The organism is Paenibacillus donghaensis (assembly GCF_002192415.1).
Lineage (GTDB): Bacteria > Bacillota > Bacilli > Paenibacillales > Paenibacillaceae > Paenibacillus_AQ > Paenibacillus_AQ donghaensis.
The window spans coordinates 99,494-114,287 of record NZ_CP021780.1 but is presented as its reverse complement, the minus strand read 5'-3'; the positions used below and the strand labels follow the sequence as shown (position 1 = coordinate 114,287).

The 14,794-nt window shown below is 47.0% G+C and carries 13 protein-coding genes and 2 pseudogenes; 4 read left to right on the top strand and 11 right to left on the bottom strand.

The window, feature by feature from the left end:
* Positions 1 to 11 precede the first annotated feature (11 nt).
* The 4 genes from B9T62_RS00530 to B9T62_RS00515 all read right to left on the bottom strand — a co-directional run bounded on the left by B9T62_RS00530 (position 12) and on the right by B9T62_RS00515 (position 2,843).
* Entirely contained in the window at positions 12 to 410 is a 399-nt protein-coding gene (locus tag B9T62_RS00530) for a hypothetical protein (protein ID WP_087913492.1), read from the bottom strand.
* Positions 411 to 420: 10 nt separating this feature from the next.
* On the bottom strand, positions 421 to 879 hold the full coding sequence (locus tag B9T62_RS00525) for a hypothetical protein (RefSeq protein WP_087913491.1): 459 nt from the start codon (positions 877 to 879) through the stop codon (positions 421 to 423).
* 26 nt (positions 880 to 905) lie between these two features.
* The gene (locus B9T62_RS00520) at positions 906 to 1,367 is read right to left on the bottom strand and encodes a hypothetical protein (protein WP_087913490.1); all 462 of its coding nucleotides are present in this window, start codon (positions 1,365 to 1,367) and stop codon (positions 906 to 908) included.
* Positions 1,368 to 2,273: 906 nt separating this feature from the next.
* Positions 2,274 to 2,843, bottom strand: coding sequence for an RNA polymerase sigma factor (locus B9T62_RS00515; RefSeq protein ID WP_157685384.1), 570 nt, complete (start codon positions 2,841 to 2,843; stop codon positions 2,274 to 2,276).
* Between the two features lie 260 nt (positions 2,844 to 3,103).
* On the opposite strand from B9T62_RS00515, the gene B9T62_RS00510 reads away from it, so the two are divergent.
* From B9T62_RS00510 to B9T62_RS00495, 4 genes and pseudogenes are all read left to right on the top strand, one after another.
* Positions 3,104 to 3,358, top strand: a complete 255-nt coding sequence (locus B9T62_RS00510; protein WP_087913488.1) for a hypothetical protein — start codon at positions 3,104 to 3,106, stop codon at positions 3,356 to 3,358.
* A gap of 48 nt (positions 3,359 to 3,406) precedes the next feature.
* On the top strand, positions 3,407 to 3,874 hold the full coding sequence (locus B9T62_RS00505) for a helix-turn-helix domain-containing protein (RefSeq protein ID WP_087913487.1): 468 nt from the start codon (positions 3,407 to 3,409) through the stop codon (positions 3,872 to 3,874).
* A 10-nt stretch (positions 3,875 to 3,884) separates the two neighbouring features.
* Positions 3,885 to 4,445, top strand: coding sequence for an IS630 family transposase (locus tag B9T62_RS00500; protein ID WP_157794183.1), 561 nt, complete (start codon positions 3,885 to 3,887; stop codon positions 4,443 to 4,445).
* A gap of 120 nt (positions 4,446 to 4,565) precedes the next feature.
* A pseudogene (locus tag B9T62_RS00495) lies at positions 4,566 to 5,669 on the top strand (IS4 family transposase); the annotation flags it as partial.
* A 132-nt stretch (positions 5,670 to 5,801) separates the two neighbouring features.
* Here B9T62_RS00495 and ltrA (B9T62_RS00490) read toward each other — a convergent pair.
* The 7 genes and pseudogenes from ltrA (B9T62_RS00490) to B9T62_RS00455 form a co-directional block, all read right to left on the bottom strand.
* On the bottom strand, positions 5,802 to 7,040 hold the full coding sequence (ltrA, locus tag B9T62_RS00490) for a group II intron reverse transcriptase/maturase (RefSeq protein ID WP_087913485.1): 1,239 nt from the start codon (positions 7,038 to 7,040) through the stop codon (positions 5,802 to 5,804).
* 543 nt (positions 7,041 to 7,583) lie between these two features.
* A pseudogene (gene ltrA, locus B9T62_RS00485) lies at positions 7,584 to 8,845 on the bottom strand (group II intron reverse transcriptase/maturase).
* Between the two features lie 665 nt (positions 8,846 to 9,510).
* On the bottom strand, positions 9,511 to 11,673 hold the full coding sequence (locus tag B9T62_RS00475; protein WP_211296482.1) for a Tex family protein: 2,163 nt from the start codon (positions 11,671 to 11,673) through the stop codon (positions 9,511 to 9,513).
* 171 nt (positions 11,674 to 11,844) lie between these two features.
* A complete protein-coding gene (locus tag B9T62_RS00470) occupies positions 11,845 to 13,041 on the bottom strand; it encodes an MFS transporter (RefSeq protein ID WP_087913483.1) in 1,197 nt (398 codons plus the stop codon).
* 233 nt (positions 13,042 to 13,274) lie between these two features.
* Positions 13,275 to 13,838, bottom strand: a complete 564-nt coding sequence (locus B9T62_RS00465; RefSeq protein WP_281257783.1) for a TetR/AcrR family transcriptional regulator — start codon at positions 13,836 to 13,838, stop codon at positions 13,275 to 13,277.
* A 310-nt stretch (positions 13,839 to 14,148) separates the two neighbouring features.
* A complete protein-coding gene (locus tag B9T62_RS00460; RefSeq protein WP_042124727.1) occupies positions 14,149 to 14,499 on the bottom strand; it encodes a type II toxin-antitoxin system PemK/MazF family toxin in 351 nt (116 codons plus the stop codon).
* Positions 14,500 to 14,502: 3 nt separating this feature from the next.
* Entirely contained in the window at positions 14,503 to 14,784 is a 282-nt protein-coding gene (locus tag B9T62_RS00455; RefSeq protein WP_025698676.1) for a CopG family ribbon-helix-helix protein, read from the bottom strand.
* Between the last annotated feature and the right edge of the window lie 10 nt (positions 14,785 to 14,794).

Sequence of the window (14,794 nt, the reverse complement as noted above, 5' to 3'; positions counted from 1 at the left end):
CCATTCAAAGATCATGTTTTAGTAATCGTAACGAATAAAGGATAACTGTACAGCAGTTCATTTTGTGCAAAGAGATTAAAATAATAATTACCTTGAGCATTTATTAAAAAGCGAACACTTGTCGAGAAGTCAATTCCGGCATGCATTCCCTCATCTCTAACATTGGACATCTTCAGTTGTCCTGTATGCAGTACGTTGTCTCCTCCCGGATTCTGTATTTCAATCCAGCTCTCTACTTGTTCGCATTTTTCAAACTTTAATTTCCCCCAGATGTCCACCACCAATATGGAAGGAATATCATCAACGGAGACGGCATTCAGAATTTTATCAATTGAATGATTTTTTTCCTCATAATCGAACGAAACTTTTCGAGCGACTAATATAAAACCTTCCACTTTTCTCCCTATCATAGACAACCTCTTAACTTGTTTTTTTTTCAGAAAGCACGAGTCCTTCTAATTCGAGCACATCAAGCAGATCATTAGCGTCCTTGATATTGCACGCCTTAATAATACTGAACTTAGAGTCCAGTATAAAAACATAGGGAGTTAAATAAACATGATATAACGAAGCAAGTTCTTCTTTCGTATATGAAAGTACCATGAACTCATAATCAAAATGATCTTTAATTTCTAAATTCTCTTCCAATGTTGCATCAGTATATAAAGTTACCTCTCCGTAAAATCGCTTGTTTATTTCAGCAAGATGTGTTAGAAGTTCTACACAGTCGAAGCAGTAGAGAGATAAAAAACAAAATAGATAATGTGTCCCCTCGTTCGAAATATTACCATTAACAGGAAAATTCTCGCCAATAGAAAGAGGTCTTATATTATTTTGATCGCTACTTTTATTTCCGAATATTTCATCCAAGCTTTTCATTTATTCACCTCTTTATAAAAATAAATTCAAATGATTTTTATAACTGGAATAATAATCTTATCAAACCAATATCGGTTATCAAAAGGATATGAACTTAGTATTTGCCCTTTAATGTTTAAGGTAATCCCCCAGGGAACTCCTTGAAAGTAAGACATTAATTTTGTTATCTCCATACGAAACAACTTAGCTTTATCACCAATTAGTTCACTTATATGCTCGAAATCTTCATTGGAGTCTGCACTAAATAATATAACTAAATTCGCATTATAATTTTCAGATAAAAAGTCCAATAACACTTGCATTGCATTTTTACATGGATAGCAAGTTGTTGATAAAGCAACTATGATTAAGTGATCAGAAATTAACTCTTGAATATATTTTCCTTCTTGAATTAAAAAATTCGGAAAATAATCTCCTACTTGTGAAATGTTCCTCGTTGCCTTTTTAAGAAACCTATGATGAGTTTTGGTTGACTGTAAAATGTCCATTTTACACCTCACAAAAATTAGTAAGGATATAATAACCTATTAGTTATTTTCGGTTATTATATCCTTATTTTTAAAAAATGGATTTAAAATAAGCATATCAGCAAGACTTAACATTTTCTGTATGAAAGTGAATTACTTCCCTATTACCAACACTATTTACAAAAACCAAATAAATACGTTGAAATTGAGAATTTCCACACCATAGCCAGATTGGATTGCACTATTCTCCTTCGCAATAATCTGGTTTCGTATACTTCACCAATTGGATATTACAGAATTTAAACAAACTTTAGCAGCAACTAAGCTTTTCAGTATGTGAATAAACATCTGTCGTTTGACCAGCGCTATTTTCACAATGTAAATAAACATGTCTTACGTAAGCGTTTCCGCTAAAAGGCCAAACCGGATTGCACCAGTTTCCGTCACAATACTCTGTTCCGAATGCATTGCCAGCTCCCCAGTAACCTGCAGGACATTGCGCCATGATTTCTCCTCCTTTCTTATTTGAGAATGATTTATTCAATTCTTAGTGCTTATCGGCATAATAATGCCATTGAAACTCACTAAGAAAAGAATACAGAAGTAATACCACAGCATAATCTTTTAAATAGTTGACTCTATTAATATAGACACTCATTGCATACATTTCCTTACGAAAAAAAGAGAAAAAATCTTTTATTGTATTTTTACCCTGAATTTCCAAACCGCAAAGGGAGTTGAATTTTGTTTATTTAAATTTCTCAGGGCTACCTGTAACATCGCAATCAATATTAATTGATTGTCATTACCGATTCGTCCAATCTGTCGTTTTCGTTCGGGGGAGAATACCTTTTATTTAATCCTATTGATCGTCATTTACAATGATTTAGGAATTATTTATAGTTTGAGGACACGCTCTAATATAGATTAATTCAACCACCATTTCATTTTCTTTCTCAAGTTAACTCGGGCACGATACAATCTCTGCTGGGTAACTTCTTCTGAGATACTCATCTTGTTAGCGATCTCTTGATAGGAATATTCCTGCTGCCATCTTTGTTGAATTATGTTACGTTGCTGTGGCTTTAGCTCTTCTAAATAAAGATTAATATTTTCTTTTAGAATACGTACTTCAACTTCTTTTTCAACAAGATCATAGGGTGAAATGATAAAGTCTCTTGCATACATACTATCAATATCAATATACGAGCGTTCTTTTTTGGCTTTTCTTATAAAATTTAATGCAGTATTTCTGGTAGTCTTTTTAATCCAGGCTCCTCGGCAATGATCCTTTAGATCCATAGGCGTGTTCCGAATAAGCTTTAAAAAAGCTTCTTGCAAGACATCCTCAACGGCGGAGTCATCATGAAGCAAAGATAACACAAGATTAAAATTCATACGTGTGTAGTAAGAAAAAACCTCCCTTTGGGTAACATAATCCAGCAAGAGAAATCTAGGAGATATATGACGGATACAAGTATTGTCATGCTTGTTCATAACACTCACCTTTCTTCTCAGACATATATGTATATAATTCCAATTATATAACATTAATTCCCTTTTAGTAACCTGCAATTGTAAATTAAATAGAAAAATAAGCTAGTATTTAATGAACCAAGCCACTAATGCTAACAATCTAGCCGCCACATAGGGTGTTACGACGACTTAACCTAAACCAATCGAGTAGGAGGGGGCGGCTAGCCCAATGTTGTCAGGTTAGTAGATTTTGGTATAGTAGAGGTGAATGGTAGAAACGGATGAAAGCGCATGAAAAAAACGGAAAGAACATTCTACAACGATTGGACACGACGATGAAAGGAGACGAACTCAAAAAGAAATCCAGAAAAAGCGAGAAAGATTTTACGAGAAACCGAAAGATCGGCTTCTTCCCGCTGCTCTGCCTGCTGATTCGAATGGTGAGGAAATCCACACAATTGGAACTGGATGAGTTCCGAGAAATGTTTATGCCGGACTCGGCGAAAACTACTAGTACAGCATCAGATTTAAAATAGTCTATTTATGGTGGATGTGATATAGTCGAGAAAAAAGAGGTATCGACTATGAAAAAACGTGAATACACCGTTCGTTTGGGCCCGGATCAACAGAAAGAATTACAAGGGGTGTGCTCGAAAGGGAAAGTGGCCGCACGCTCACTCCGGCGAGCACAGATTCTGTTGTGGGCAGACGAGAACCGGGTGGGCGGCAAGCTTTCGGACATGACCATTGCGGAGCAATTACACATCCACACCAACACGGTATATCTGGTCCGTAAGACCTTTTCGGAAAAGGGATTACAGGCTGCGGTCGAACGAAAAAAAAGACTGACACCGCCTAATCCTCCAAAGGTTACCGGCGAACTGGAGGCGAAAATCATCGCGCTCAGTTGTAGCACTCCGCCCGCTGGAAGAAGTCGGTGGACACTTCGACTTTTAGCAGACAAGACCGTTGAACTGGGTTACATTGACAGCATTTCGTACGACACGGTGGACCGCATTTTAAAAAAACGAACTCAAACCCCATCTTCGTAAGTGTTGGTGCATTCCACCGAAGCAAAATGCAGCGTTTGTGGCTGCGATGGAAGATGTATTAGAGGTCTATCACTTGCCCTACGACAACGAATGTCCCGTAATATGTATGGATGAGAAACCGTTCCAACTACTGGATGACGCTCGACAACCGATCCCGATGAAGCCAGCCAAGCCCCTGCGCGAAGACTCCGAATACGTACGCCATGGAACCTGTAGTATCTTTATTTTCACCGAAGCACTTGCAGGCTGGAGACATGTTAGTGTTCGTCCTCGGCGCACGAAAATCGAATGGGCAGAACAAGTTCGAGAACTTTTAGACATTCATTATCCGAGTGTGCCCAAAATCCGTTTGGTGATGGACAATTTGAACACCCATTCGATCGCTTCACTATACGAAGCGTTTGAACCTGAAACGGCTTTACGTCTAGCCAAACGGCTTGACATCCACTACACCCCCAAACATGGTAGTTGGCTGAACATTGCTGAAATTGAGCTGAGCGTCATGACGCGCCAATGTTTAGCAAGACGAATTCCGTCCATGGAAGAATTAGCAGGCGAACTGAGCGAATGAGAATCTGCTCGTAACGCTTCTCAAAGGGGTATAGATTGGCAATTCACTACGGAAGATGCGCGGATAAAACTTAAAAGGCTATATCCACAATTTAAAGACTGATGCTGTACTAGCTACACCAAGCAATCTTTTTCCGAGGCTCGACAGAAGCTGTCCCCCGTCGCCTTCACTCTGCTAAATGACGAATTGATTTGCGCATTCTACGAAGATGGCGACTTCAAAACGTATAAGGGATTACGCTTGTTGGCGATGGATGGAAGCGTCATGGAACTGCCGAATACCAAGGAAACTCAAAGGGTGTATGGCTATGCAAGCACATTCAAGGACGGATTTCGAGTTGCCCGTGCGCTGTCTTCGTATCTGTACGATGTGGAGAATCGATTGGTGATCTGTACGGAACTGAGCCGTTATGATGACAATGAGCGCGACATGGCCAAACGAAATGTGGAGAAGTTGCTGAGTTTTGAGCAGCCGGCCATCCGCAATTTGATTCTGTTTGACCGCGGCTATCCGTCCGCAGATTTCATACTGTACCTTCAGGAAAAGGGGATCTCGTATTTGATGCGTGCTCAGGGTTCATTTTACAAGGAAATTCGGAACACAACGACACCCGATGAAGTGGTGAGCACCGAGATCACCAAAGCGCGCGCAAAGGAATTGAAGAAGCAAGGGAAATCGATCCCTGCAGGAACGGTTCTGCATGTCCGAGTGCTGAAGGTGGAACTTCCGACCGGCGAGATCGAAGTGTTACTCACGAATGTCAGTGCGAACGAGCTTAGCTATGAAGAAAGCAAACCGCTATATTTCAAAAGGTGGGGCATTGAAACGCGGTTTGACACACTTAAGTACAAGTTTGAAATTGAGAATTTCTCCGCAGAAACGCCACAATTGATCGAGCAGGATTTTTACGCAACCGTTTTGGTAAGCAACCTCGCGTCCATTTTTGAACAGGAAGCGGAAGAAGAAATGTGTGAAAAGAATCGGACCCAAACGCTGAAGTACAGTGAATATCGCATCAATAAAAACATCTTGGTCGGCAAGCTGAGGAACCGCCTGATTGAAATGGTCTTGGAGGAGGACGATGAGAAAAAAGATGTCCTCCATGCCCAGTTTCTTGAAGAGCTTCAGCGCAATATCGTCCCTGTGATCGACGGGCGAACCTTTAAGCGAGAAAAACAGAGTAAGTCCAATAAGTTCACCAAAACGAAGAGGCGGGGCTTATAATCGCTTAACCTGACAACATTGGCGGCTAGCCCCCGACCTCTCAGTCGAGTAGCCCAAAGGAGTTTCACCTTCAGGCTCTCACAGAACCGTACGTGAACCTCTCGATTCATACGGCTCTTATCATTCAGCCAGTTATGGTTTCATTCCGAGAGCCCAATGTGGAAACATATTGGGCTCTCTTTTTGCAAGTTCTTTCAGCCATTTTTCCGCTCGACTGCGATGTCCCCTGAACCTCTTGTATTTACACATTGCCCATTTGACCAATCTGCGATTTAGACAGTCAATGGTATACTTTACTGCTGATGGATTGAATTTCGTGAAGTAGTTAAGCCAACCTCTGACCATCGGAGATAGCATTTCAGCGATCATTTCAATTTTACTACCGGTATAGCTATGAATTCGCATCGCTTTTATCTTGTCTCTGAATGCTTTGGCTGATTTCACACTCACCGATGGTAGGAAGTTGAACTGCAACCTCCCTAGTCTGTCTTTTATGAACACCCTCCGAAAGGTATATCCCAAAAACTCAAAATCGGTGACTGGAAACTCCTTCACTCTGTCCTTATCCTTGCAGTATACAATCTTGGTTTTCGTTGGATGCAATTCAAGCTTGCATTCCTCTAGTCGTTTCTTGAGTTTTTCCAGAATCTCTTCTGCTTCTGCTTGCGTTCTGCAGTGGATAATGGCATCATCTGCATATCTTTCAAACGGTGCATTTGGATTTGTTCGTTTCATCCACAAGTCAAAAGCGTAATGCATAAACAGATTCGCAAGTACAGGACTGATGACACCACCCTGAGGGGTTCCGCTTTTGCGTTCAATCCATTGACCTTCTGAATTTATGAACGGTGCGTTGAGCCATCTTTCGATATACATCAGTATCCATGATTCGCTTATGTGCTTTCGCACTGCACGCATTAATAATTCATGATCGATATTGTCAAATAGACCTTTGATGTCAAATTCTAAGACATAATCATTTCTCCAGCACCTTTTCCTCGCTTGACCTATTGCATCGATAGCTGACTTGTTTGGACGGTATCCATAAGAGTCTGTATGGAATATAGCCTCTACTCGCGGCTCTATATACATTTTAACTACCATTTGGGCCACTCTATCCCCGACTGTCGGAATGCCGAGTCCTCTTGTTCCACCTGATTTCTTTGGAATCTCGACCAATTTAACCGGTGGAGGGAAATAACTTCCGGAACTCATTCTGTTCCAGATCTTATACAAGTTTCCTTTGAGGTCTTTTTCAAAATCCTTTATGTCCAGACCGTCAATCCCTGCGCTTCCCTTATTCGCTTTGACTCTCTTAAATGCTGTCATAACAACTTGCTTTGAAATGTCAAATGGCTTGCCCTCTTTCATCGAATCCTCCTGTTACAACAGTTGTTCTCTGCTTCGAGCTGAATGATGGTACCCCTTCGCTCCATTGCCATTACAGCAACTTCATTACTATTACGGGTACCTCCGCCCCTGCATCACGCTTTGCTATTTCGACCTCGTCTTTCTGTGACTTGTGTCTTTTCACTTACTATCGTGATGCAGGTTCCTGTGTTTCACATCAGAGCCTGATATGCACTCATGCTGCCTTAATACCGTTTGCCGAGCAGTCAGCCTTCAGGTCTACTTCTGCTCTTATCCCTGTCTAGTGGTGAACAACAGGTTTTGACAAAGCTTTACGTTATCGATACTTCATCGGCAGTTCACTTTCGTTCATCTTTGCATATCCCACATGATTGCTTGTGGCAACCTTTTCCCTAGACGCTCACTACCACAACTCTTAATTGCAGCAGCTTAGGGTTGTTTGACGGGTTCGCCTGACTCGATCCCCGTCGAGGGGCCTTCCTCATCTCTGACGCAACTTTCACAGCACACCACCACCGTACGTACCGTTCGGTATACGGCGGTTCATGAAATATTCCGTAGTGAGTTGTATCTGTCCAATAAGCTCTTGAGTCCATTGGATTCCCAGTATTGGTTATTCAATGCTCGTGACAAAATTGGACTTCCTGCTATTCGCCAATACCCTTTTCGGGTATTTCCCCATTCATAGGCTTTATTCTTAGGCATGCCTAAGGATAGTAGCCTTTTGACTTTGGTTCTCGGGTTCTTCCATTGCTTCCAAAGGCACATTCGTAGCCTTCTTCGTACCCATTTATCCATGTCTTGAAGAACACTTGGTGTATCCGCTAGCGAGAAGTACCCGCACCATCCCATTAGGTATTGGTTTAGTTCCTTGATTCGCTCTTCCATCTTCATCGGTTTCTTTCGAGACGTGATCTCTCGAATTCTGACCTTCGCTTTCTGTAAGGACTGCTTCGCTATTCTCACCTTCGGCTCTTTGTCCACACTAAAACTAAACCCAAGAAATTTCCGTTTCCAGGGTCGGTCTACTGCACTCTTTCCTTGGTTCACCTTGAGTTTTAGCCTTGTCTCGATGAATCGGGTGACGGATGTCTTGACTCGCTCGCCTGCTCTTGACGTTTTCACATAGATATTGCAATCGTCCGCATAGCGGACGAAGCGGTGTCCACGCTTCTCTAGTTCCTTGTCCAATTCGTCCAGTACGATGTTAGATAATAACGGACTGAGCGGACCGCCTTGCGGTGCTCCTTCTAGTGTCGGTTGAACTAACCCGTTCTCCATCACGCCCGATTGTAGGTATTTACGAATAAGTAAAAGGACTTTCTTGTCCTTCACTTTATCCGAAATCTTCATCATGAGACGGTCATGGTTGACACGGTCAAAGAATTTCTCCAAGTCCAGGTCGACTACGAATCGATAGCCTTCTTTCATGAATTCTCTAGCTTTCCTTACGGCGTCATGTCCTCGCCGCTTGGGGCGAAATCCATAACTATGTTCAGAGAACTTTGGATCGAACAATGGAATTAACACCTGGGCGATGGCTTGCTGAAGCATTCGATCGGTCACGGTAGGAATTCCTAACCTTCTGACACCTCCGCCATTCGGTTTCGGGATTTCGACCCGACGCACAGGGCTAGGTTGGTAGGTTCCCTCTTCAATCGCAAGACGAATGGACTGCCAGTTTTGTTTGATGTGTTCTCGTAAGGATTTTACGGACATTCCATCTACGCCGTGCTTCCTTTATTCGCTTCTACACGTTTTAGTGCTACAAGGAGATTTTCCCGCGACAACAGCTGCTCCAACATTTCTCTACAACTCCTTGCGTGATTTGTACCTTCCTCTTGTGCCAGAGATGAATTCTGCTCTGCCGAAGTCCCACACGGGATTCACCGCTTCCTCCTTCAGTCAGGTCCTTTCGGATTTTCTGCTTTCATCACTCATCTTGAACGCATGGATGTACAATTCCTATTTCATGTTCAGCCCTTCCGCAACTGTGGCCACCGTTGCGTACTATGGCGTCTGCTGACTTCTGTACGTTCAGCCTCTCCTCTTGGACAGGGTTACGAAGATCACTTCGCTTGCGTACAGATCTCCCCAGGTAAGAACGCTATCTTCCTCTCCATCTACCCGCCTCATTTACTCCCGCCCGCCTTTGGCAGTATGGACTTTGACTTGTTTGGCAGCCTCATCCAACGAGCGTTAGCCTTATATGTGGTTCGTGTTCCTCGGGCCAGAGATTTGCCGCCAACTTCCTTCAGATTCGACCTCACGATCGACACCCTTGTCTTAGGCTATGGCTACTACTGCCTTCACCATTCGGGACTTCAACCCTAAAGATAGCGCCCATGCTGGGCGCCACAAACAGGCTGTTCCTGGGAATCCCCTTGGAACAGCCTGTTATGGTCTGACACCCATTGCATATCCTGCAATAGACAATACTTACAAAGCCTTGTTACTCCAGCCTGGCGGTTTACTTCACGCTTCCGGCTTCAACACGCGGCGGGCGCATGGTCAGGCTGACCCGGCCTTTCTTCAGGTCCACGCCCAGCACCCAGACCGTTACGTTGTCTCCGACCGAAACAACGTCCATCGGGTGCTTAACGAAGCTACCACTGAGCTGGGAGATATGCACCAGCCCGTCGTTCTTGATGCCGATATCGACGAAAGCACCGAAATCGATGACGTTGCGGACGGTGCCCTGCATCTCCATGCCGGGCACCAGGTCCTCGATCTTCAGCACGTCGGTGCGGAAGATCGGCAGCGGCAACGCCTCGCGCGGGTCGCGGCCCGGACGCTGCAGGCTCTCCAGGATGTCGCGCAGCGTAGGCACGCCGACCTCAAGCGTAGCGGCCAGCTCCTCGGCGCTCTGCGCCGCGAGCTGTGAAGCCACTTCCTTGCTGCCCAGGTGGTCCACCTTCAGGCCCAGCTCGCGGAACAGACGGTCCACCACCGGATACGACTCGGGGTGGATCGGCGTGCGGTCCAGCGTGTTGTCCCCGCCGGGGATGCGCAGGAAGCCGATGCACTGCTCATAGGATTTCGCGCCCAGGCGCGGCACCTTCTGCAGCTGCTTGCGCGTGGTGAACTTGCCGTTCTCCTCGCGGAATTTCACAATATTCTTGGCGATGGTCGCGTTGACCCCCGCCACGTAAGAGAGCAGGGACGGCGATGCTGTGTTCACATCGACGCCCACATGGTTGACGGCCGATTCCACCACGGCCTTAAGGCTCTCCTCCAGATGTTTCTGCGACACATCATGCTGGTACTGCCCGACCCCGATCGCCTTCGGATCGATCTTGACCAGCTCCGCGAGCGGGTCCTGCACGCGGCGGGCAATCGATGCGGCGCTGCGCTCCGCCACATCCAGATCCGGGAACTCCTCCTGCGCCAGCTTGGAGGCGGAATACACACTCGCTCCCGCCTCGTTGACGATCAGATAGGCCAGCTCCGCTTGGCCAATCTCAGCGATCACCTCGGCGGTGAACTGCTCCGTCTCCCGCGAGCCGGTGCCGTTGCCGATGACAATCAGCTGAATGCCGTATTTGGCAATCAGCTCCTTGAACTTCGCCGCCGCCTCACGTTTCTTGTTGTTCGGCGGGGTCGGGTAGGTGACCGCCACCTCCAGCAGCTTGCCGGTGTCGTCCACCACCGCCAGCTTACAGCCGGTGCGGTAAGCCGGGTCAACCCCCAGCACACAGCGCCCCTTGACCGGCGGCTGCAGCAGCAGGCTGCGCAGATTGCCCGAGAAAATCGAGATCGCCTGCAGATCGCCCTTCTCCGTCATCTCGCCGCGCACCTCACGCTCTACCGAAGGCGCAATCAGCCGCTTGTAGGCATCCTCAGTGACGGCTTCCAGCAGTTCCTTCACCGGCGACGGGCCTTTCACCAGCTTGCGCTGGATGAAGGAATGAATCTTGTCAGGCGTAATCTCAATTCCTACCTTCAGCACATTCTCCCGCTCGCCGCGGTTAATCGCAAGGATCCGGTGCGGCGGCATTTTATGTACAGGCTCGCGGTAGCTGTAATAATTCTCATACACACTTTCCTGCGTCGCATCCTTGGCTTCCGAGACCAGCACACCCTGGCTGGCCGTATACTGGCGTACCCAGGAGCGGATCACCGGATCATCGGCGATATTCTCGGCGAGAATATCCATCGCCCCCTGAAGCGCCTGCTCCAAGCTCTCGACACCCTTCTCCGCGTCCACATACTTGGCCGCCTGCTCCTGCGGGCTGCCTTGGCGGTGCTGCGCCATGATCCAGTCCGCGAGCGGCTCCAGACCCTTCTCCTTGGCGACGCTGGCCCGCGTCTTGCGCTTCTGGCGGAACGGACGGTAGAGGTCCTCCACTTCCTGAAGCTTCACAGCCTTCATAATCTGCGAGTGCAGCTCATCAGTCAGCTTGCCCTGCTCCTCGATATTGCGGATAACATCCTTCTTGCGGTCCCCGAGATTACGCAGGTACGCAAGGCGCTCCTCAATATCACGCAGCTGATTCTCGTCCAGCTCACCCGTCATTTCCTTGCGGTATCTGGCAATGAACGGGATCGTATTGCCCTCGTCCAGCAGTCCCACCGTCGTCCGCACCTGCTTCAGAGCGACATTCAGCTCCTTGGCAATGGCAGCGGTAATCAGCTCCTGCTCCTGCCGCGCAGCGGCTTCATCAGCCGCTGCAGATGTGTTGCTGTTGTCTGTACTCAAGTGACATCCCTCTTTCCTTCCACTCACATGCTTTGGTTCAATCCATGCCGGCTTGTCTTCTAAAATAGTATCACAATTCAGCCTTGGACCAAAGCATCCTGAATCTTATCCCCGCTGCCCCATCCCTCTTCTTCCAGAGCTAAGCGAGAGCAAGAAGCATAACGCCAGAACCAGCGCCGCAGCCGCATAAGGGAAGTTGATGTCCAGATCGAACAGATACCCGGCAGCAATGGGTCCGGCGATATTGCCAAGGCTGGTGTAGGCCGAGTTCATGCCTGCGACGAATCCCTGCGCATCCCCGGCCATTTTGGACAGCTGCGTGCTTACCGCCGGACGCAGGATATCCATTGCAAAAAACACAATAAACGTCACAGCGATAATCGCCCAGTAGCTGTTCACGAACAATGTCAGCAGAATGAACGCAGAGGCGAGCAGCAGGCAGGCCGAGATCACTTTATTCTCGCCGAAACGATTCAGAATCCAGCCGAAGGCGGAGACTTGAACGACAGCTCCCGCAATAGAGCCGAAGGTAATGACAAAAGCGATGTCCTTAGGCGAGAAGCCAAATTTATGATCGACGAACAAGCCAAACACCGTCTCGTAATTAGCCAATCCAAATGCCAGTACAAACACAATAATCAGTCCGAAGAAATACGGCTCACGGTAGGAGCGCAACAGCTGCAGCCATAGGTTCTCACCGTTCTTCTGCTGAGATTTTGCTTCCTGGCGTTCTGCCACCGAACGAGATTCCGGCAGAATCGCCAAGGTCACCAGGGAAACCGCCGCCGCCGCACCTGCTGCGAAGAAAAACGGCACACGAATGCCGAATTCAGCCAAATAACCCCCCAGTCCCGGTCCTATGATGAACCCGGTCGAAATCGCCGCGTTGATCAGTCCCATACCCTTGGCCCGTTCTTCCAGTGAAGTGGTATCGGCCACGTAAGCCATCACCGCAGGCATAATCAAGGCCGCCCCGGCCCCGCCCAGCATCCGGGAGAGGAAGAGCGGCAGAGTTGTGGTTGCCAGTCCGAACAGCAGCTCTGAGAATGCGAAGACGATCAGCCCCGCTACAATAATCTTTTTACGGCCCAGACTGTCTGATAATCTGCCTGCAATCGGTGACAGCAGCAGTTGGGTAAGCGAGAATGCCGCCACCAGTAATCCAACCGTACTACCCGTAATGTGAAGCTCGTTCATATAAGTGGGCATAATTGGCACAACCAGCCCAATCCCCGTGAAAGCGAGGAAAATATTCAGCATGAGCAGCAGCATCGCGCCCCGGTTTCTGAATAATAATGTCATCGGTATAACCTCCGTGATTTCCAGGTACTCTGTATTCCAAGTATAGGATAATATAAATTTGCTATTCTTATGCCTTCCGCCACGTCAAGACCGACCATCCAGTCTAATAATTCACAAGTGGAAACGGCTACGCCGTCCTTTTATAGGACGGGGCGTTTCAGCGAGAAAGATAAGGATAATTCATTGCGCGAAGCATATAAATTCTTATCTTTTAAAAAATACCGCAGGGGCCCTTACTTCTCAGGGCCAGCGCGTAAGCCAAGCAGCAATAATCTGATGGCTTCCCGGTGATACCGCTGAATATCCATCGGCTGCTTCGTCAGCAGCGACAGCTCTGACACCTTGCCGACCCCTTCCATTAATCCACAGACAATAATTACATAGTCCTCCAGACTGCCATCCAGCAGATAACCGGCTGCAATTCCCTCACTCAGCAGGCTGCGGAAAGCTTGTAGGGACATATCATATAATTGAGACAGCCTCTCGGTAATTTCATCGGCATGCTCCTTGCTTCTGGAGAATTCCTCCAAGGCCCGGATCAGCGGATTCTGGAAATCATTAGCATAATGCTCCGCCAGCGCATAGAAACGCTGCTCAATATCCGCAATGCCTTGCTGCTTCACTTCCCATTCCTGCAGCCACTGCACCGTATCTGCTTCAACAATATATAGAAACAACTCGTCCTTACTATCAAAATGATGATACAAGCTGCCCTTGCTGACCTTGGCTGCGGCGCACACTTCATTCACGGTCACAGCCCCGTAGCCCTTCTGAACAAATAGCTGTGCGGACTTCAGCGCAATCCGCTTCTTCGTTTCTTCTCCGTCTGAACGTCCTCTAATGCCAAACTCCTCCTAAACCGACCGATAGGTCCAACTATAACAGAATTGCGTAGCAAAGTGAAGTCCTCATTCATAGCTGATTATATATGTACATACAAGTGGAAACGGCTACGCCGTCCTTTTATGGGACGGGGCGTTTCAGCGAGAAAGATAAGGATAATTTATTGCGCGAAGCATATAAATTCTTATCTTATAAAAAAAGACGCCCGGTGACTTACCCGCAGCGCCTAATCCCATGTTCAATATTTATAGCCCTGCCTGATTGTCAGAAATCAATCAGACCCAGGCTGATTTGCAGCGAATCATCCACCTTCTTCATGGTTTCATCATCAAGATGGGTGATCTTATCGGTCAAGCGTTGCTTGTCAATCGTCCGAACCTGCTCCAGCAGGATAACAGAATCTCTGTCGAAACCGTGGGCAGCCGCATCAATTTCCACATGCGTCGGCAGTTTAGCCTTTTGAATCTGGGCAGTAATGGCTGCCACAATCACTGTCGGGCTGAAGCGATTGCCAATATCGTTCTGTATGACCAGTACCGGCCTAACCCCGCCTTGCTCTGAACCTACAACCGGTGAAAGGTCGGCAAAAAAAACGTCGCCGCGTTTAACGATCAATGTCTACACCCCGCTTACTAAGCGGCCAAGAGTGCTGTCTGCATCTTCCTCGGCGAGGAACGCCTCGCATGCCATGGTTAAGTTGATCTTAGCCATTTCCATGTAGCCACGCTGCATTGACTCCCGGATAGAACGTTTCCTCCGTTCACTCAAGTACAGCTTCATGGCCTGCCTGATCAATTCACTCCGGTTGGAATTCTCCAGTTGAACGATTCCATCCACTTCCTGCAAGAGATGATCGGGCAAGCTGATCATGATTCTTTTGGTGTTCTGCAAATTGGCCACCTTCTCTTCC

What these genes read in the sequence shown, in the direction of transcription:
- B9T62_RS00530 (WP_087913492.1), bottom strand. Translation starts at nt 410, where the DNA reads ATGATAGGGAGAAAAGTGGAAGGTTTTATATTAGTCGCTCGAAAAGTT.
- B9T62_RS00525 (WP_087913491.1), bottom strand. Translation starts at nt 879, where the DNA reads ATGAAAAGCTTGGATGAAATATTCGGAAATAAAAGTAGCGATCAAAAT.
- B9T62_RS00520 (WP_087913490.1), bottom strand. Translation starts at nt 1,367, where the DNA reads ATGGACATTTTACAGTCAACCAAAACTCATCATAGGTTTCTTAAAAAG.
- B9T62_RS00505 (WP_087913487.1), top strand. Translation starts at nt 3,407, where the DNA reads ATGAAAAAACGTGAATACACCGTTCGTTTGGGCCCGGATCAACAGAAA.
- B9T62_RS00515 (WP_157685384.1), bottom strand. Translation starts at nt 2,843, where the DNA reads ATGAACAAGCATGACAATACTTGTATCCGTCATATATCTCCTAGATTT.
- B9T62_RS00470 (WP_087913483.1), bottom strand. Translation starts at nt 13,041, where the DNA reads ATGACATTATTATTCAGAAACCGGGGCGCGATGCTGCTGCTCATGCTG.
- B9T62_RS00510 (WP_087913488.1), top strand. Translation starts at nt 3,104, where the DNA reads ATGAAAGCGCATGAAAAAAACGGAAAGAACATTCTACAACGATTGGAC.
- ltrA (WP_087913485.1), bottom strand. Translation starts at nt 7,040, where the DNA reads ATGAAAGAGGGCAAGCCATTTGACATTTCAAAGCAAGTTGTTATGACA.